Raw genomic sequence first — 19087 nt, 5'->3', positions numbered from 1 at the left:
AATGAAAGATGACCATACAGGTGGATCGAATATCAAATGACTTGATTGTACAATCAATGAAAGAAAATATGGCCCTGATCCAATTTGGGATCGACCGGAGAGTCACCTATGTCAATGACCTGTTCGCCGGTAGCGTCGGGTATCGAGCCGACGATATGGTGGGGATGCATCATAAGGAACTCTGCTTCCCGTCATTCGCCAACAGCGGTGGATATGAAACCTTTTGGAAGAGGCTCCTGTCGGGGCGTAGCTTCCAGGACAAGATTGAACGGAAGGATGCCATGGGCAATGCAATCTGGCTCGAGGCGACCTACATGCCCATCTTTGATGAGGACTCCCGCAGGGTCATCGGCATCTTGAAGGTGGCGACCAATATCACCGACCGCCAGAGGGCGATATCTTCCTTGACGGATGATTTGAAGGGACTGGCAGAGGACCTTCATGAGCAGGCGAAAGGCGGCATCGACCGAGGGAATGAGCTCATGGGGATCATTGACCGGATGACCAAGGTATCGGAAGAAAATTCGGAAACCCTCCAAGGGCTTCAGAAACAGGCCGATGATATCAAAGGCATTGTCCAGACCGTGCGGGAAATCGCCGCCCAGACGAATCTCCTTGCCCTGAACGCCGCCATCGAAGCTGCAAGGGCAGGCGAGCATGGCAGGGGCTTCGACGTCGTGGCGAAAGAAGTGAGGAAACTATCGGAGCGGGTGGAGAAATCCATCGTCGAAATCCGTGATAACATCGAAGGCATCACCGTAGAAGTAAAGAAGATCACCTCCGGTACCGATACCGCCCAGCATGATATCAAGGAAAGCCAGACGATGATCAAGCACACCGTCCACGATTTCTCCGGCCTGACGATGGCCTCCACCAAGCTGGAAGAGCATGCAAAAAGATTCCAGGACATCATATGAGTTTCACAGCCATCCTCCGGGATGGTTTTTTTGTGCGCACTGGGAAATGAGAGAGTTCCTACGTTTATCCCAGTCTTGAATAGGTAATAAGTAATGTACAAATCAAACAGCGAGCAGGTGAGCGCATGGATTATCAGAAGCTGCCCTTACGAGAGCTGGTGGAGCGGATCATAGCGGGGGATGAACGGGCGGTGCAGGAATTCGAAAGAAGATGGGAGATTCCATGGGATCAGTTGGGCAGCGTACCGATCCACCTCAAAAATCCTCGGAAGTGATGTCTCCTCTGTGGTAAAGTAGACAGATAAGAACGCAGAGGAAGAGGGAATATCATGACCGTCAAACGCTATTACGAAGATGCGTACCGCAGCACATTCACCACCACGATCAACGAACTAGCTCAGGATGAAAAAGGACGCTGGTACGCCATTCTTGAAGAAACGTGCTTCTATCCGACAGGTGGAGGTCAGCCTCATGATACGGGGATGCTCGGGGGAAGCAGGGTCCTGGAAGTAGAAAATGTGAACGGAGAGATCCGTCACTACCTGGATGCCCCCCTTGAGGAGGGCGTCACCATCACCGGGAATATCGACTGGGAGAGGCGCTTCGACCATATGCAGCAGCATGCGGGGCAGCATATCCTGTCTGCCAGCTTCATAGAATCTCTAGGCTATGAAACCATCAGTTTTCATCTTGGTCAGGAGACCCTCACCATCGATCTTGACATCCCCGATTTGACCAAGGAAGAGGCAGATCGAGCGGAAGCCCTTGCCAATCAGGTGATCAGGGAAGCGAGACCCATCGATACAAAGTGGGTAACAGAAGGCGAGCTGGGAGATTATCCAATCAGGAAGCAGCCCGACGTGGACGGACCGATCCGCCTCGTCATCATCTCGGACTTCGATTATAACGGATGTGGCGGCACTCACCCTGCATCCACAAGCGAAGTGGGAGGGATCAAGATTCTCGATTGGGAAAAGCATAAATCCCATACCCGTCTTCGGTTCATCTGTGGAGACAGGATCCGCACCCATCTTCAAGCGAAGCACGATCTCCTGAAAGACCTGACCGGGATCATCCAGGCACCGGAAGAGGGCATGAAAGATGCCGTGCTGCGGATGATTGACAAGCAAAAGGATACCGAGAAGGAACTGGAAGGTGTAAAAGCCGAATACCTGAAGCTTGAGGCGGATGTTTTGGTCAATAGCATACGGGAGATAGCGGGACACCGCCTGCTTTCCAAGGTGTATGACGAGCGTCCGATCAAGGAGCTCCAGGGCCTCGCCCAACAGATCACAGCCCGGAACGAAGATGTGGTCGTCTTGTTTGCCGTGAAGAACGGAGCCAAGCTTCAGCTTGTCGGGGCAAGAGGGAAGGCATCGACAGCCGCCCTCAAGGAATCGGTACGACCGGTATTCGACCTGATCAACGGAAAAGGCGGAGGAAAGGATGCATTCGTCCAAGGCGGTGGTGAAGCGATCATCAGCAAGGAAGAGCTTATGGAAGAGTGGATTCGACAGCTATAAAGCGAGCCTGCAGGTATGTCCTGCAGGCTTTTTATTATAAATAGTCCCAACGGCCTACAAGAAAATTCAATGTCGCTATATGATGGGAAGTATTTTGATAAATCCATATTTATGGAGAGGATTTATCTTAATCTAGTTCTATTGGATCTGATCCGAGGACCTATTTGAGAGGGGATGGTAGAGGGATGAATAGTTCTATACTTCCAGACAAAATTCGACAAGGTTCTGCGAGGGATTGACGGAGGTGGATCTTGATGATATGGATAATAAAGGGAAAAATGGGCATGGGCGGATTGAAGTATCTTCATCCCTTTATTTTTAATTGTAAGATGATTGAAGAAATAGAAAAATGGGTAAATGGAAATCTGTTGAGATAATTACAGTATATGGTTATTTTTGTGATTGGAGTCTCGGCAGTGTTATGAATGGCTTAGATTTATTATTTCCGATGCCCTAAGCCTTTTCAGCGTCATAAACCCAATACAGAAAGGAAACAACACGATGCAAACTACAGTAGACCCACAACAACCAATGCAAGAAACAAAGCCAGTGAATCCATGGCTCACCATTTGGACAAAGCCGAGAAAGACGATCCGCTATATTCTTAATCATAAGTTTCTCGGTTTTGCCTTTTTACTTTCTATCTTGGCTGGAATCGGCAATACGCTTGATCAAGCATCGTCTAGAGATGTCCTTGATAATATGGATCTTGGTTTACCTTTATTCCTTCTTGGGGCGGTGATTTTCGGAGCCATCACCGGTATTATTGGGTGGTTCCTGACCTCCCTGGTTGCGTGGGGGGTAGGAAAGATTTTCAAAGGGACGGCCACCTACAAGGAAATGCTCCTGGCTACAGCATGGGCGAACATTCCAATAGTCATCGCGCTTGTTCTTTGGGTGCCGGATTTGATGGTCATGGGCGAAGGCGCATTTCAATCTGATTATGTGGTCGGTTCTTTCATAGGAGCGGTATACATCTTTTTCTCGGTATTCGTTCAAATTGTCCTTGCGGGCTGGTACTTCTTTATCTTAATTAAAGCTGTTTCTGAAGCTCACCGGTTCTCATCATGGCTTGGCCTCTGCACGCTCTTGATTCCGGGTGCCTTGCTGACTATTTTATTAATTCCACTTCTCTTGTTGGCTATGTTTTAATGGATTCATTTACGCCCCGGCCCCTCCAAGAGGGACCGGGGTGTTCTTTTACTATTAAGCGTGGGCTAGGAAGAGGAGTGTTGAAACGTCGATGTAAGCCTTTCTAGTAACCTTCGTAGGGTTTTAGACCCTGTCAGAAAGGGAAATATGAGGAAAATGAGTTTTTCTATTCGGCTTTTGTCGATTTATTGGTTAAAATAGAAAGGATGGCAACAACTCAAAGGAGAGAAATTTCATGACGATGCAGTATGCAGATGACAGTTTGGCTTTACATACAGACTTGTATCAAATCAATATGACGAAGGCTTATTGGGACGATAATTTTCATAATCGAAAGGCTGTTTTTGAAGTCTTCTTTCGAAAACTGCCTTTTGGCAATGGATATGCGGTCTTCGCGGGACTTGAGAGAATCATTGAGTTCGTGAAGAAATTCCAGTTTTCGGATAGCGATATCGACTATTTGAGGGAGCTTGGGTATGAAGAGGAATTCCTTCAGTACTTGAAGGAGATGCGATTCACGGGGACGATCCGTTCCATGGAGGAAGGGGAGCTTTCCTTTGGGAATGTGCCGCTTCTTCGCGTGGAGGCACCGCTTGGTCAGGCGCAGCTTTTGGAAACCGCGCTTCTTAATATCGTGAACTATCAGACCTTGATCGCTACGAAGGCAAACCGGATCAAGCAGGTGGTCCAGGATGAGGTGGTCATGGAGTTCGGCACACGTCGTGCCCATGAGCTCGATGCCGCCATCTGGGGGACACGTGCCGCCTACATCGGTGGTTTTGATGCGACGAGCAATGTACGGGCCGGGAAGATCTTCGGCATGCCGGTTTCTGGTACACACGCCCATGCCATGGTACAGGCTTACCGCGATGAGTACACAGCTTTCCACAAATATGCAGAAAGCCATAAGGACTGTGTATTCCTTGTGGATACGTATGACACCCTCCGTTCTGGTGTTCCAACGGCCATCAAAGTGGCGAAGGAGCTCGGCGATAAGATCAATTTCAAAGGGATCCGCCTCGACAGCGGAGACATGGCGTACCAGTCCAAGAAGGCGCGCAAGATGCTCGATGATGCGGGATTCCCGGAAACGAAGATCATTGCGTCGAACGACCTCGATGAGTATACCATCATGAACCTGAAGGCACAGGGGGCCCTGATCGACGTATGGGGGATCGGCACGAAGCTGATCACGGCTTATGACCAGCCTGCCCTCGGTGCAGTCTACAAGCTCGTGTCCATTGAAGGGGAAGACGGCAACATGCAGGATACCATCAAGATCTCGAGCAATGCGGAGAAGGTATCGACGCCTGGTAAGAAACGCGTGTACCGGATCATCAACTCGATCAATCACAAGTCTGAAGGGGAGTACATCGCCCTTGAGCACGAGAAGCCTCAGGAAGAAGAGCGCCTGAAGATGTTCCACCCTGTGCACACGTACATCAGCAAGTTCGTCACGAACTTCGAGGCGCGGGAGCTTCATGTGGATGTATTCAAGGATGGGAAGCTTGTGTATGAAACACCATCCCTCGACAGGATCCGTACCTTTGTGAATGAAAATCTGGAATTGCTGTGGGATGAATACAAGCGTGCCATGAATCCGGAAGGGTACCCGGTCGATCTCAGTGATGAATGCTGGTCCAATAAGATGGAACTCATCCATGAAGTCAAAGCGTCGGTCAAAGAAAAATCAGTTGATATCAAGTAAGTTTCGTTGTTTGCGGGCATCATAAAAAGGTATACTTATGATGTAATAAAACCTAACATGGAGTGTGAATGATGGATTCTCTTCAAAAACAAATCGTAGAAGAAATGATGGTTTCACCGGAGATTGATCCCAAGGAAGAAATTCGACGCAGTGTCGATTTCATGAAATCGTATCTTAAGAAGAACTCGTTCCTCAAGAGTCTCGTTCTTGGCATTTCGGGAGGTCAGGATTCCACTCTCCTCGGGAAGCTCGCTTCGATTGCCATCACGGAACTGAACGAAGAAGCCGGTTCGAAGGAATATGCGTTTTACGCCATCCGTCTGCCATATGGGGAGCAGGGCGACGCCCAGGATGCCATTGATGCCGTGAAGTTCATCGACCCGACGGATTCCTTGACCGTCAATATTAAAGCGGCCGTGGACGCAAGTGTCCATACCCTGAAGGAAAGCGGCATCGAAATGTCGGATTTCGTGAAAGGGAATGAAAAGGCCCGTGAGCGCATGAAGGTTCAATTCGCTGTCGCTGCCGTGAAGAAAGGTGTCGTCCTCGGTACGGATCATTCTGCCGAAGCAGTGACTGGATTCTATACGAAGTTCGGGGACGGGGCTGCAGATCTTGTACCGCTATTCCGTTTGAATAAACGTCAAGGTCGCAAGCTTCTTGAAGAGCTCGGATGTCCGGAACATCTCTATACGAAGAAGCCGACTGCAGATCTTGAGGAAGATCGCCCGGCTCTTGCTGATGAAGAAGCGCTTGGCGTCACCTATGAACAGCTGGATGACTATCTTGAAGGAAAAGAAGTTCCGGCTGATGCAAAGAAGGCAATTGAGTCCCACTACTTGAAGACTCAACATAAACGCCATCTGCCGATCACTGTATTCGATGATTTTTGGAAATAAGGAAAAAGCCGGTCCAGACGAATCTGGATCGGCTTTTTTTTATGGCAACAGCAAGATCTTCCCAGTGCTTTTGCGGCTTTCAAGGTATTCATGGGCTTTCCTGCCTTCACTCAAATGGAAGGTCGTCGGTTCCGATAGAGTGATGGAGCCCTCTGTGATCCATTGGAACAATTCGGCGGAACGTTTCACCCTTTCTTCATGTGAGGTGAGGACATTCCAAAGGTCACCACCCGTCAATGTTTTGGACGTATCCATGAGCATGCGGGGATCGACCGGCTCCGGATCGCCGCCTGCCATCCCGAAGAACACGACGGTTCCCCCTGTGCGTGTGGCCTGGAAGCTGTCGCTCAGTGTGGATCCGACGGATTCATAGGCAACATCAACACCTGCAGGATAGACTTCCCTGACCTTTGCGGCCCAAACCTCATCGTAGAGGAAGACGTGATCTGCGCCGATTGCTTTGGCCACTTCTGCCTTCTCTTTGGTTGATGTCAGGCCGATCACATGTCCGCCTAGGGACTTGATAATCTGTACGAGCAATTGACCGACACCACCCGAGGCTGCGTGAACCAGGGCGTGGTCACCATCTTTGATGGAGTAGCTGTCCTTGGTCAAATAGTGTGCAGTCAGTCCTTGTAGAAGGAGGGAAGCGGCCGTTTCAAAAGAGATAGCTTCTGGTACAGGGATGACTTTATCATGTGGAACGGCTACAAGCTCGGCGTTTGCATAGGGAACGTCGGCAAAAGCAATCCGGTCTCCGATGTTCGCGCCCTTTACATCCTCCCCGACCTTCTCGACGATGCCTGCCCCTTCATAGCCCAAGATGTAAGGGGGGTTCCCTGATAGATGGTAGTTTCCTTTTCTCCGGTACACATCCGCGAAGTTGAGGCCGACAGCCTTCATCCGCACAAGTACCTCATTGCTGGCTAGAGTCGGTTCCGGAATATCTTGATACGACAGGACTTCCGGGCCTCCGAATCGTTCGAATACAAGTGCTTTCATAGGAATTACCTCATTTTTAAAAGATTGGCGCAGGTGATCAGCGCCGGTTTTATCATTATAATCCTTTTCCTCCTAACGACAAACTCGCAAAATCAGGAAGAAAATTTTAGTAGAATCTGCTCTCTGCCTCCCCGGTAATAAACAATTAATGGTAATATGGTTGAATAGTATGAGCTGGAAGTTCCCTTATAAACGGGAAACGTTCAGAAGGGTTTTCTGGATTTTAATCGAAAGTAAGTAGTAAGAAGTTAAACAAACGTTTGAACAAGACAGGGGCCTTGCGATAGAGAGTATAAAAAGCAGGCTACGCGTATTGAAATAAGATAGGGAAGGGGATAGTCAGATGGCAGAGCAATCATTGAATCCCAAAGTGGAAGGGATTATACAAAATATTGAGAAGGTCATGATCGGAAAACGTGAAGTGGCCGAGCTGAGCGTGGTGTCCCTGCTTGCAGGGGGACATGTGCTTCTCGAGGATGTACCGGGTGTAGGTAAGACCATGATGGTGAAGGCACTGGCTAAGTCGGTGGGGGCGAACTTCAAGAGGATCCAGTTCACGCCTGACCTCCTGCCTTCCGATGTCATCGGGGTGTCGATCTACAATCCTAGAGAAATGGAGTTCACATTCAGACCGGGTCCGATCATGGGGAATATCATTTTGGCAGATGAAATCAACCGGACATCACCTAAAACCCAGTCGGCACTCCTTGAGGGGATGGAAGAGAGCAGCGTGACCATCGACGGGATGACAAGGAAGCTCGATAAACCATTCTTTGTCATGGCAACGCAGAACCCGATCGAATATGAAGGGACCTATCCCCTGCCGGAAGCCCAGCTGGACCGATTCCTTCTGAAAATGAAAATGGGCTATCCTGAACCGGAAGAAGAGATGGAGGTCCTCAACCGGGCACAAAAGAATCCTCCGATTGAAGATCTGGTACCGGCCATAACCCTTGCGGAACTGATCCGGCTTCAGGAGGAAGTGAAAGATATATTCGTTGACGATACGATCAAGAAATACATTGTCGATATTGCTCATAGGACGAGGATTCATGCCAACGTCTATCTCGGAGCGAGCCCCCGTGGGTCCATCGCCCTCATGAAAGCCTGTCAGGCATACGCCTTCCTTAGGGGGCGGAGTTATGTGGTTCCGGATGATGTTCAGTTTTTGGCACCGTTCGTTTTCTCGCATCGGATCATCATGAAATCTGAAGCGAAGTATGAGGGGGTCACCCCGGAAGATGTTGTAGAAAGGGTCATCGCCAGGATGCCTGTCCCTGTTCAAAGGCTTGTGAGATAGATGAGGATGAAGCAACTGTTTCACACACTGTGGAAGATTGTTTTACTCCTGCTTTTCCTGGCAGCGTCCTTTTCCTTTGCCATGTTTCAGGGAGGGTTCGTCAGCTGGTTCCTTTTCTACAGCTTCCTCCCATTTGCCGCCTATTCCATCATCGTATTCTTTTACCCCCTCCGTTTATTCAGTGTGGAGCGCACATTTGAATCCAATGAGCTGAAGGCAGGGGATGAACTGAAGGTCACCATGACCATCAGGAGATCGGTGCCGTTTCCACTCTATTATGTGGTGATGGAGGACCAGGGCTCTGAGCTACTGGCTTCACCCCTCGGCTGGAAGAAGAAGACCGTTGTCCACCCTGGCTGGAGGCGTGCAGTCTCTTATACGTATACGATTGACCACCTCCCAAGGGGAGAGCATACCTTCTCCGCCCTGAGGGTGAAAACCGGTGATTTCTTCGGCATCTTCGAAAAAGAAGCGCTTATCCCCTGTGAAGATACGCTCCTCGTTTACCCCGGAGTGATCGACGTTCCGTATCGCTCCCTTGAAAACCGCTACGACCAGGGGATGACGAGCTCCAATGTGAAAATCCAGAAGGATACGACGATGGCGACGGGTGTAAGGGGGTATCAGCCGGGGGACCGCTTTTCCTGGATCCACTGGAAATCCTTTGCCCGCACGAATGAGCTGATGACGAAGGAGTTCGAGGAGCGTCAATCCCATGACGTCCTCGTCGTCCTCGATCGCGAGGAATCAGTGGCCTTTGAACCGATGGTGATCTTCACCGCCTCCATTCTTTACTCCATTTCCCGCAAAGGGGCACAGGTCGGTCTGTTATCCCACGGTGAGGAGCGCACATTCTTTCCCATCAGGGGCGGGGAGGGACCTCAAAGTCAGATGCAGCATCATTTGGCGAAGGTCATGCCCGACAGTCCCGAACGGCTGGAACGCATGCTGAAGGGCGACCGTCTTCACAACGCTCAATCGGCTGCTGTCATCTTTGTTACATCCACCATTTCGAAAGAAAAAATCCTGGCAATCAACGAGTATGTGAAACAAAGCGGCTCGATTCTCCTCTTCCTGATCAAAAGGGAAGGGGAGGCCGTCTCCCAGGAAGACAGGTCGCTCACTGCCTTTGCATCGTCACGGGGCGTGTCCATGAGGATCTTATATGAACCGGAGTTTTCTTCGGCCTTTGCGGAGGTGAAGAGAGCATGAAGAATCAAACGCATCACCTGATCAATATCATCATTTACGGGTTGGGGTTCCTCCTTTTATGGGAATGGCTGCGACCCGTCGGGGCCATTACCGATACAGGGAGCGTAACGGCATTCGTCCTCTTCATCGCCATGGCATTCATTCTGTCGTACTTTCGGGTTCACTTCTTGATCTCGGGGGCGGTGAAACTGATTTATATGATCGTCGCATTGAAGATCTGGTACTTTCCCGGCTCCATTCTCGACCTGCCATGGGTACAGGAGATGTTCGGGGAGATCGGATACAACACGGGCATGATGTTCGGTCGCAAATGGGGAAGCCTGACCTATATGTATCAAAGCCTGTTGTTTTTCATCCTTCTCTGGCTTATGACCTATCTGCTTCATTACTGGCTCATGGTGAGAAGGAGCATCCTGCTGTTTTACTTCATGACCATTACCTACATCTGCGTCATTGATACGTATACAGAGTATGACGGGAAGATGTCGATCCTCCGGGCGGTGATCATCGGCTTCATCCTTATGGGGATGCTTGCCCTTGAACGTCTCGTGAAACGGGAGGGGCTCGCTTTATTCCGGATCAATCGCAGGAAATGGATGGTGCCCCTCGTCACCCTCCTTGGATGCAGTTCTGTCCTTGCACTCGCTGCACCGAAGGCCGCTCCGATCTGGCCTGATCCGATCCCGTATCTGGAGTCGCTCTCTGCGAACGGCACGGGAATCGGCGGCGGGGGCAACAGCAAGGCGGGATATGATCCCGACGACAGCCGACTCGGCGGTCCGTTCGAAGCAGATCCGTCCGTCGTCTTCACGGCAGAAGTGACGGATGAACACTACTGGAAAATCGAAACGAAGGATTTCTACACGGGGAAAGGCTGGGAGCAGTCACGTCCTGATGATGAAGGGGAAGAAATGAACTTCCAGGCGGATGAGCTTGTACCGATTTCAGATGATGCAAACCGCAACAAGGAAGAAGAACCCAAAACCGAGAAGGTCATGATGGCTTCCACCTATTCGCACATCCTCTATCCTTATGGGCTTGAGAAGATCATTCTGGACTGGAACGGCTACTTTTCATTAAATCCCGTCAGTGAAAAGATCACCAGTCGGGAGGGGAATGGTGCTGACATAGAGCTTAATCAGTACCAGGTATCATACCATCCGGCCTCTTATTCCCTGAAGAAAATGAAGGGGACAGTGGATGGAGACATTGGTTCCGAAGGCTTCCTCGAGCGATACACCCAGCTCCCGGAAAATCTGCCAGAACGGGTATCCCTGCTCTCTGAGGAGATCACCAAGGATAAAGACAACTGGTACGATAAAGTAAAAGCGATCGAGCAGTACTTCCGGGAGAACGGCTTCGTCTATGATCAGCAGGATGTGGCAGTCCCCGGGGCCGAACAGGATTACGTCGATCAGTTCCTGTTTGAAACCCAGAAGGGATACTGTGACAACTTCTCTACGTCCATGGTGGCCATGACTCGCTCACTCGGCATCCCTGCAAGATGGGTTAAGGGCTATACGGAAGGCACATTCAGCAAACAGGTCGATAAGGACTATCAGCTATTTGAAGTCACGAACGATAATGCCCATTCCTGGGTGGAAGTGTTCTTCCCTGGTGTAGGGTGGGTGCCGTTCGAACCTACGGTCGGCTTCAGCAACAATGTCCGCTACGCCTATGATCTCCAACTTGATGATTCAGAAGGCGAGGAGACTCCTGTAGAGGATAAAGAAGAAACGCCTGCACCCGAGAGCCAGCAGCAACAGCAGCAGCCGGACTTGGCAAATGAAGATTCCAGCAGTGTCGACGGGGCACAATCCTTTCTCCAGGAGCATACGGGTAAATTTTTCTTCGGGCTGATTGCGATCCTCCTCCTGATCGGAGTTGGATACTACTTGAGAAGAAGATGGCTTCCGTATCTCTACATCTGGTATTACAGGACCCAGAAGTCGGAATCGGCTTTTCCGAAGGCTTATCTTGCCCTTGTGAAACAGCTGGACAGGCATGGGGTGAAAATGGAGGATGGTCAAACCCTCAGAAGTTATTCCCACTATGTGGATACCCATTTCGGTACGTATGAAATGACGAGCCTGACCAATAATTATGAGCGCCTGCTCTACGGCCGGGACCTCTCGACAGAGGAGTGGGTCAAGCTAAGGGAATTGTGGGAAAATTTAATTAAAAAGACAACCGGTTGACCGTCTTGCAAACAAAGTATAAAATGATGACAAAATCATAATAAGTTCGTTAGCATCCTTCGTATATCCTCGATAATACGGTTCGAAAGTATCTACCCGGTCACCTTAAATGACTGGACTATGAAGGCAGAGTTCTATTTTGGATATTTTTGCACCCAAAAACTAGAATCCTGCCTTTTTTTAAAGGCGGAGTCTAGTTTTTTTGCTTTCATGGAACGCTAACGGATGACGGAGGAGCATGCTTCATCCGGGCTCGATCGATAACTACTAATGAGGTGAACTGAATGCTTGGTAAAGAAGAATTGCACAATCAGGAAATGATCGTCGTACTCGACTTTGGAAGTCAGTACAACCAGTTGATTACAAGAAGGATCCGTGAGTTCGGTGTATACAGCGAACTACATCCCCATACAATCACAGTCGAAGAAATCAAGGAAATCAATCCGACGGGGATCATCTTCTCTGGCGGTCCGAACAGCGTATACGGTGATGGTGCCCTTCGCTGTGACGAGCGCATTTTCGACCTTGATATTCCGATCCTTGGCATCTGCTACGGCATGCAGCTCATGACGATGCACTTCGGCGGAAAAGTAGAAAGGGCCAAGCACCGTGAATACGGGAAAGCAGCCATCCAGATCGAACAACCATCCAAGCTGTTTGCCGACCTTGAGGACGAGCAGGTTGTATGGATGAGTCACGGCGACCTAGTTGTCGAAGCGCCGGAAGGGTTCGTAGTGAATGCCATCAACCCATCCTGCCCGATTGCTTCCATCAGCAATGAAGAGAAGAATCTTTATGCCGTTCAATTCCACCCGGAAGTAAGACACTCCGTACACGGAAACGAAATGCTCAAGAACTTCGTCTTCGGTGTATGTGGGTGCAAAGGCGACTGGTCCATGGAAAACTTCATCGAGATGGAGATCGAGAAGATCCGTCAGACGGTAGGGGACAAGAAAGTCCTTTGTGCCCTCAGTGGCGGGGTCGATTCATCCGTTGTCGCAGTTCTGATCCATAAGGCGATCGGTGATCAATTGACATGTATCTTCGTTGACCACGGCCTTCTTCGTAAAGGGGAAGCAGACAGCGTCATGAAGACATTCGCTGATGGGTTCGATATGAACGTCATCAAAGTGGATGCGAAGAATCGTTTCTTGGATAAACTGAAAGGTGTCTCCGATCCGGAACAAAAACGTAAAATCATCGGGAATGAATTCATCTATGTATTCGACGATGAGGCGACAAAACTAGAAGGGATTGAATTCCTTGCGCAAGGAACGCTGTACACAGATATCATCGAAAGTGGGACAGCCACTGCGCAAACGATCAAATCACATCACAACGTCGGTGGACTACCGGAAGATATGCAGTTCACCCTGATCGAACCGATGAACACCCTCTTTAAAGATGAAGTGCGCGCACTTGGAACGGAGCTTGGTATTCCAGATGAAATCGTATGGCGTCAGCCGTTCCCTGGACCAGGTCTTGGAATTCGCGTCCTCGGTGAGATTTCTAACCAAAAGCTTGAAATCGTCCGCGAATCAGACTACATCCTCCGCGATGAAGTAAAGAAAGCCGGACTTGAACGTGATATCTGGCAGTACTTCACGGTTCTTCCTGATATCCGCAGTGTCGGTGTCATGGGGGATGCTAGAACTTACGATTACACAATTGGAATCCGTGCCGTGACATCCATCGATGGGATGACATCGGACTGGGCTAGAATCCCTTGGGATGTATTGGAGAAGATCTCCACGCGGATCGTCAATGAGGTCGATCACATCAACCGCGTCGTGTATGACATCACGAGCAAGCCACCAGCCACGATTGAGTGGGAATAAGAAACGGAAAAACCCCTGCCTAGGCAGGGGTTTTGTCATTGATTGCGAACGTTATTTAAAAAATAGCGTTTAATGTTCGTATTTTCCGTTGACGCATGGCAGATCAACTGGTACAATAGTACTGTAATCATCATTATATTAAAAAAACTATTACGTCGTATAATTTCGGGAATAAGGCCCGAGCGTTTCTACCAAGCTACCGTAAATGGCTTGACTACGAGGTGATTGATGGGTGCCGTTCTGTCGGGCCCATCCGTTATCTATATAGTCAAAAGCCCTGAATCGGTCGATTCAGGGCTTTTGATGTCGAAATGTCATACGACGGCTCTATAGGAGGAGTCCGAGTGAAGAATTATTTCCAGTTTGACCAGTTAGGAACGAATTATAAGAGGGAGTTCCTTGGCGGATTGACTACATTCCTGTCCATGGCCTACATCCTTATCGTCAATCCGTTGACGCTGACGCTTCAATCAGTGCCAGATTTGCCGGACGCACTGCGAATGGATCAGGGGGCAGTCTTCGTTGCGACGGCTCTAGCCGCTGCAGTCGGATCCCTCGTCATGGGACTCCTGGCCAAGTACCCCATAGCCCTTGCCCCGGGCATGGGATTGAACGCATTTTTTGCCTACAGTGTCGTGTTGACCATGGGGATCCCTTGGCAAACGGCCCTTACAGGGGTCTTGTTCTCGGGACTGATTTTCATGGCGCTCACTATGTCTGGAATTCGTGAAACAATCATCAACTCCATTCCTGCCGAGCTGAAGCTTGCAGTAGGAGCAGGAATCGGATTGTTCATCACATTCGTCGGTTTCCAAAATTCCGGTATCATCGTCAAGGATGACGCGGTTCTTGTAGGGTTTGGTAATCTGGCAAGCGGTCCGACACTTCTTGCAGTATTCGGTCTTATCGTAACCGTCATTCTTATGACCAGAGGCGTAAACGGAGCGATCTTCATCGGGATGGTCGTCACAGCAATCGTCGGTATGATCGTCGGCTTGATTGATAAACCTGACGCTATCGTGAGCGCTGCCCCTAGCCTGGAGCCGACATTCGGAGCGGCTCTTGGTCCGATCTTCAATGATCCGGGAACGTTATTCACGCTTCAAATGCTCACCGTCATCCTGACCTTCCTGTTCGTTGATTTCTTTGATACGGCCGGGACACTTCTGGCTGTTGCCAATCAGGCTGGACTGACAAAAGACAATAAACTCCCGCGTGCGGGTAAAGCATTATTCGCAGACTCATGTGCAACCGTCGTCGGAGCGATTCTCGGAACATCCACAACGACTTCTTATATCGAGTCTTCTGCAGGGGTAGCAGCAGGAGCAAGAACCGGGTTCGCCTCGGTTGTCACAGGTCTCCTGTTTGTTCTCTCGATTTTCTTCTTCCCGCTTCTCGGGGTCATCACCGCGCCAGTGACGGCACCGGCCCTCATCATTGTGGGCGTACTCATGGTATCTGCCATCGGGGATATCGACTGGAAGAAGTTCGAAATTGCTGTACCGGCATTCCTGACGATCATCGCCATGCCGCTGACTTACAGTATTGCTACAGGGATCGCCATCGGCTTCGTCTTCTATCCAATCACCATGATCGTGAAAGGACGCGCGAAGGAGATTCACCCGATCATGTACCTTCTGTTCGTCATCTTCATCCTGTACTTCATTTTCTTGGCGTAATGCCCGGCACCGATCCTGAAAAGGGTCGGTGTTTTTATGATCAGAAATGAATGCGCATCCATGAAAGGGCGGGTTTCCCACTGCTGGGAGAAAAAGTTGCAGACAGAGGAATTGAAAAAACTAGCAGGTTTCGTTAGAATCAGGGAACGAGCAACAGGCGGAAATGATGGGGAGAAATGACGATGTCTATCTTGAACGTGAAAAAAGTACTGAATAATAATGTGTTGATCGCCGACCATGCCGCATACGGGGAAGTGGTCCTGATCGGCAAAGGGATTGGGTTCAACCGGAAAAAGGGGGATCCCATACAGAATGACATTGCCGAGAAGATGTTCGTACTGAAGGGGGAAAAGGAGCAGGAGCAATATAAGAATCTCCTTCCTTTCCTGAATGACGACATGTCGAGTATCATCATTTCGGCCATTGAACTGATAAGGGAGAGGACCAATTCCTTCCTGAATGAGCATATCCATATTGCTCTCACCGACCATATCCTTTTTGCCATCAACCGCCTTATGAGAGGCATGGAGATCCGCAATCCCTTCCTTGTGGAGACGAGGACGCTTTACCCGTTCGAATATGAAGTTGCCAGGGAAGTAGTCGAACTGATCAATGACCACACGGAAGTGAACCTGCCTGAAGGGGAGATCGGCTTCATTGCCCTTCATATCCACAGTGCGATGATGAATAAAGATCTATCAGAAATCAATCAGCATTCTCAGTTGATTGCACGGTTGACCGGTATGATCGAGCAGCAGCTCGAAGTGAACATCGATAGGGACAGCATTGATTACGTGAGGCTCGTCCGCCACATCCGTTACACAATGGAAAGGGTTTTAAAAGGTGAACGGGTAGAAGAGCCAGAAAAGATTGCAAACCTATTGAAAGAAGAATATCCTCTCTGCTATAATCTATCTTGGAAGCTGATCAAGATGATGCAGCAAACATTGAAGAAACCAGTATATGATGCAGAAGCGGTCTATCTGACCATGCACCTGCAGCGTATTCAAAGTAAAGTGAAATAGTCATTTATCTCTTACGTGTAACTGATTCGATCAGGCATGAGTGAAGAAGATAATTGAAACGCCTATTTAGGGGTAGTATATCCCTATGCGTTTCAGTGTCCTCTTTCCTCATGCCTTTTTTGTTTGCATCCATCATCTCGTTCATTCTAAAAACTAACTAAATGGAGGAACCTTTTATGTTTAAAAAGGCTTTCGGGGTTTTACAAAAAGTCGGTAAAGCATTGATGCTTCCGGTCGCAATCCTACCGGCTGCAGGTCTCTTGCTTGCTTTTGGTAACGCTCTCCAAAACCCGACACTTTTAGATATCGCGCCATTCTTGAGTAATGGTGGAGTTGAAACCGTTGCCGGCGTCATGGAAAAAGCAGGGGGAATCATCTTTGATAACCTGCCGCTTCTATTTGCTGTCGGTGTTGCCATAGGACTCGCGGGAGGGGACGGGGTAGCAGGTCTTGCCGCTATCGTCGGATTCCTGATCATGAACGCGACCATGGGAACAGTGGAAGGACTTCAAATCAAAGACGTGACCGGAGACAATGTCGACCCGGCCAATGCCTTGGTCCTTGGAATCCCGACTCTGCAAACCGGGGTCTTCGGGGGGATCATCGTCGGGATCATAGCCGCCACGATGTACAATCGATTCTTTAAAATCGAGCTCCCGTCCTACCTCGGATTCTTCGCAGGTAAACGTTTCGTTCCGATTGCCACCGCCGTATCATCCGTTATCCTCGGATTGATCATGCTGGTGGTATGGCCACCGGTACAAGATGGACTCAATTCATTCTCGAACTTCATGCTTGGTGAAAACCGCGCATTCGCCGCTTTCATCTTCGGTGTGATCGAGCGTGCACTCATTCCATTCGGGCTTCACCATATCTTCTATTCACCATTCTGGTTCGAATTCGGATCTTACACTTCTGCAGCGGGAGATGTAGTCCGTGGGGATCAGGCTATCTTCATGAAGCAGATCCAAGATGGCGTACAGGATCTTACTGCCGGTACTTTCATGACTGGTAAATTCCCGTTCATGATGTTCGGTCTTCCGGCTGCGGCTCTTGCCATCTATCACGAAGCGCGCCCAGAGCGTAAAGCGGTAGTTGCCGGTATCATGGGTTCTGCTGCCTTGACATCTTTCTTGACAGGGATCACAGAACCACTCGAATTCTCATTCTTATTCGTAGCACCTGTCTTGTTCGGTATCCATACGATCTTTGCCGGACTTTCCTTCCTGACCATGCACCTATTGAATGTAAAAGTCGGGATGACATTCTCGGGCGGATTGATCGATTATGTTCTATTCGGTCTTCTTAACCCGCAAACCAACGCATGGATCATCATTCCGGTTGGATTGGTCTTTGCACTGATCTACTACTTCGGTTTCCGGTTTGCCATCAGGAAGTTCAATCTCATGACACCAGGTCGTGAAGAAGTTACAGATGAAGATGATGCACCTGCTGGAACAGCAGAAGAGCTTCCGTTCAACATCCTGGAAGCAATGGGTGGACAAGAGAATATCTCTCACCTTGACGCTTGTATCACACGTCTTCGCGTACAAGTAAATGATGTGAAGCAAGTCGATAAGAACAGATTGAAAAAACTCGGTGCATCTGGTGTGCTTGAGGTAGGTAACAATATTCAAGCGATCTATGGACCGAAATCAGACGGCATCAAATCCCAGATGCAAGATATCATCAGTGGGAAAACGCCACGTAAAGTTAAAATCGATACAGATAAAGAAGTGGAACAGCAGGTGGAAGAAGTGAACCCTGAAGCGCTCCGCACGTCTGACGAAGAGCGTGCCGAACGATTCGTCGCACCAATCACGGGTGAACTGAAGGACATCACTGAAGTTCCGGATCAGGTATTCTCAGGTAAGATGATGGGTGACGGCTTCGCAATCCTTCCGGAAGAAGGAATGATCGTATCACCAGTGGACGGTAAAATCGTCAATGTCTTCCCGACAAAGCACGCCCTTGGAATTGAATCAAAAGGCGGCCGCGAGATCCTCATTCACGTTGGGATCGATACGGTTAAACTTCAAGGTGAAGGATTCGAATCCCTCGTGAAAGAAGGGGACCAGGTAGAAGCCGGTCAGCCACTGTTGAAAGTGGACCTCGATTTCATCAAGGCAAACGCACCTTCCATCATCACACCGATCGTCTTCACCAATCTGAAGGAAGGTCAGCAAGTGACCTTGAAATCCCCAGGTAAAGTGAATCGCAATGATGAGGACATCATCGGAATCGATTGATCTATATATAGAAGGAAAGGCCTTCCCTTGCACACGGGGAAGGCCTTTTTATATGGATGAAACAAGGGAATCTAGCAATGAAATGATAGAATTGAAATTAATTCTATTAAAAGTATTGACGGGTGCCGATAACCTTGATATACTTTAAAAACCGTCGCAGGAAGACAGCGAATAAATACATTCGAGCGTGACACTCGAAAAAACAATTCGAAAAAGTGTTGACAAACACTTGGTCAACCTGGTATGATGGTTAAGTTGCTCCAAACGAGCGACAAACATTTGAACCTTGAAAACTGAACAAAACAAGACAAACACGTCAACGTTAATTCTAGATTTATTTTTAAAAGAGCTATTCAAACTTTTTATGGAGAGTTTGATCCTGGCT

Annotated in this window: 14 protein-coding genes, 1 pseudogene and 2 riboswitches; of the genes and pseudogenes, 14 read left to right on the top strand and 1 reads right to left on the bottom strand. The window is 49.2% G+C overall.

From position 1 onward, the window contains the following. Positions 1–8: 8 nt before the first annotated feature. From ABJ225_RS22435 to nadE, 7 genes and pseudogenes are all read left to right on the top strand, one after another. Positions 9–383 (top strand): annotated as a pseudogene (locus tag ABJ225_RS22435) (PAS domain-containing protein); the annotation flags it as partial. Between the two features lie 99 nt (positions 384–482). Further along, complete coding sequence (locus ABJ225_RS22430) at positions 483–917, top strand: methyl-accepting chemotaxis protein (RefSeq protein ID WP_258523272.1); 435 nt, start codon at positions 483–485, stop codon at positions 915–917. Between the two features lie 125 nt (positions 918–1042). Then, positions 1043–1192 (top strand): hypothetical protein, encoded by a 150-nt coding sequence (locus ABJ225_RS21560; RefSeq protein WP_156450728.1) that lies wholly within the window; start codon positions 1043–1045, stop codon positions 1190–1192. 54 nt (positions 1193–1246) lie between these two features. Beyond that, entirely contained in the window at positions 1247–2440 is a 1194-nt protein-coding gene (locus tag ABJ225_RS21555; protein ID WP_218247829.1) for an alanyl-tRNA editing protein, read from the top strand. A 501-nt stretch (positions 2441–2941) separates the two neighbouring features. After that, on the top strand, positions 2942–3592 hold the full coding sequence (locus ABJ225_RS21550) for a Yip1 family protein (protein WP_218247827.1): 651 nt from the start codon (positions 2942–2944) through the stop codon (positions 3590–3592). Between the two features lie 235 nt (positions 3593–3827). Then, the gene (locus tag ABJ225_RS21545; RefSeq protein WP_056541853.1) at positions 3828–5300 is read left to right on the top strand and encodes a nicotinate phosphoribosyltransferase; all 1473 of its coding nucleotides are present in this window, start codon (positions 3828–3830) and stop codon (positions 5298–5300) included. Between the two features lie 71 nt (positions 5301–5371). Further along, positions 5372–6199 carry an ammonia-dependent NAD(+) synthetase gene (gene nadE / locus ABJ225_RS21540; protein ID WP_148986215.1) on the top strand — a complete coding sequence of 276 codons (828 nt, stop codon included), beginning with the start codon at positions 5372–5374 and terminating at the stop codon, positions 6197–6199. A gap of 39 nt (positions 6200–6238) precedes the next feature. Here the strand turns inward: nadE and ABJ225_RS21535 are convergent, their stop codons facing one another. Then, positions 6239–7201, bottom strand: a complete 963-nt coding sequence (locus ABJ225_RS21535) for a quinone oxidoreductase family protein (RefSeq protein WP_347321562.1) — start codon at positions 7199–7201, stop codon at positions 6239–6241. A gap of 343 nt (positions 7202–7544) precedes the next feature. Between ABJ225_RS21535 and ABJ225_RS21530 the strand changes: the two genes are divergently transcribed. The 7 genes from ABJ225_RS21530 to ptsG all read left to right on the top strand — a co-directional run bounded on the left by ABJ225_RS21530 (position 7545) and on the right by ptsG (position 18702). After that, positions 7545–8501 (top strand): AAA family ATPase, encoded by a 957-nt coding sequence (locus ABJ225_RS21530; protein ID WP_218247825.1) that lies wholly within the window; start codon positions 7545–7547, stop codon positions 8499–8501. A gap of 6 nt (positions 8502–8507) precedes the next feature. Next, a complete protein-coding gene (locus tag ABJ225_RS21525; RefSeq protein ID WP_347321561.1) occupies positions 8508–9713 on the top strand; it encodes a DUF58 domain-containing protein in 1206 nt (401 codons plus the stop codon). Continuing rightward, positions 9710–11911: a transglutaminaseTgpA domain-containing protein gene (locus ABJ225_RS21520; RefSeq protein ID WP_347321560.1), complete on the top strand. Its 2202-nt coding sequence runs from the start codon at positions 9710–9712 to the stop codon at positions 11909–11911. The genes ABJ225_RS21525 and ABJ225_RS21520 overlap by 4 nt, the downstream gene beginning before the upstream one ends. A 39-nt stretch (positions 11912–11950) precedes the next feature. Continuing rightward, positions 11951–12052, top strand: a riboswitch (purine riboswitch). A gap of 143 nt (positions 12053–12195) precedes the next feature. Further along, the gene (guaA, locus tag ABJ225_RS21515) at positions 12196–13749 is read left to right on the top strand and encodes a glutamine-hydrolyzing GMP synthase (RefSeq protein ID WP_347321559.1); all 1554 of its coding nucleotides are present in this window, start codon (positions 12196–12198) and stop codon (positions 13747–13749) included. 135 nt (positions 13750–13884) lie between these two features. After that, positions 13885–13986: riboswitch (purine riboswitch) on the top strand. Positions 13987–14093: 107 nt separating this feature from the next. After that, positions 14094–15428 carry an NCS2 family permease gene (locus ABJ225_RS21510; protein ID WP_218247822.1) on the top strand — a complete coding sequence of 445 codons (1335 nt, stop codon included), beginning with the start codon at positions 14094–14096 and terminating at the stop codon, positions 15426–15428. Between the two features lie 182 nt (positions 15429–15610). After that, positions 15611–16453: a glucose PTS transporter transcription antiterminator GlcT gene (glcT, locus tag ABJ225_RS21505; RefSeq protein WP_347321558.1), complete on the top strand. Its 843-nt coding sequence runs from the start codon at positions 15611–15613 to the stop codon at positions 16451–16453. 176 nt (positions 16454–16629) lie between these two features. Next, on the top strand, positions 16630–18702 hold the full coding sequence (ptsG, locus tag ABJ225_RS21500; RefSeq protein WP_056541826.1) for a glucose-specific PTS transporter subunit IIBC: 2073 nt from the start codon (positions 16630–16632) through the stop codon (positions 18700–18702). The last annotated feature ends 385 nt before the right edge of the window (positions 18703–19087 follow it).

It is taken from the genome of Rossellomorea sp. RS05 (assembly GCF_039822645.1).
Classification (GTDB): Bacteria; Bacillota; Bacilli; order Bacillales; family Bacillaceae_B; genus Rossellomorea; species Rossellomorea marisflavi_B.
Note: the sequence above shows the minus strand (reverse complement) of the source record. Positions and strands in the feature narration are given on the sequence as shown.

Excerpts from the sequence above, each read along its gene's own strand:
- ABJ225_RS22430 (WP_258523272.1), top strand. The coding sequence starts at position 483 with ATGGGGATCATTGACCGGATGACCAAGGTATCGGAAGAAAATTCGGAA.
- ABJ225_RS21560 (WP_156450728.1), top strand. The coding sequence starts at position 1,043 with ATGGATTATCAGAAGCTGCCCTTACGAGAGCTGGTGGAGCGGATCATA.
- ABJ225_RS21555 (WP_218247829.1), top strand. The coding sequence starts at position 1,247 with ATGACCGTCAAACGCTATTACGAAGATGCGTACCGCAGCACATTCACC.
- ABJ225_RS21550 (WP_218247827.1), top strand. The coding sequence starts at position 2,942 with ATGCAAACTACAGTAGACCCACAACAACCAATGCAAGAAACAAAGCCA.
- ABJ225_RS21545 (WP_056541853.1), top strand. The coding sequence starts at position 3,828 with ATGACGATGCAGTATGCAGATGACAGTTTGGCTTTACATACAGACTTG.
- nadE (WP_148986215.1), top strand. The coding sequence starts at position 5,372 with ATGGATTCTCTTCAAAAACAAATCGTAGAAGAAATGATGGTTTCACCG.
- ABJ225_RS21535 (WP_347321562.1), bottom strand. The coding sequence starts at position 7,201 with ATGAAAGCACTTGTATTCGAACGATTCGGAGGCCCGGAAGTCCTGTCG.
- ABJ225_RS21530 (WP_218247825.1), top strand. The coding sequence starts at position 7,545 with ATGGCAGAGCAATCATTGAATCCCAAAGTGGAAGGGATTATACAAAAT.
- ABJ225_RS21525 (WP_347321561.1), top strand. The coding sequence starts at position 8,508 with ATGAAGCAACTGTTTCACACACTGTGGAAGATTGTTTTACTCCTGCTT.
- ABJ225_RS21520 (WP_347321560.1), top strand. The coding sequence starts at position 9,710 with ATGAAGAATCAAACGCATCACCTGATCAATATCATCATTTACGGGTTG.
- guaA (WP_347321559.1), top strand. The coding sequence starts at position 12,196 with ATGCTTGGTAAAGAAGAATTGCACAATCAGGAAATGATCGTCGTACTC.
- glcT (WP_347321558.1), top strand. The coding sequence starts at position 15,611 with ATGTCTATCTTGAACGTGAAAAAAGTACTGAATAATAATGTGTTGATC.
- ptsG (WP_056541826.1), top strand. The coding sequence starts at position 16,630 with ATGTTTAAAAAGGCTTTCGGGGTTTTACAAAAAGTCGGTAAAGCATTG.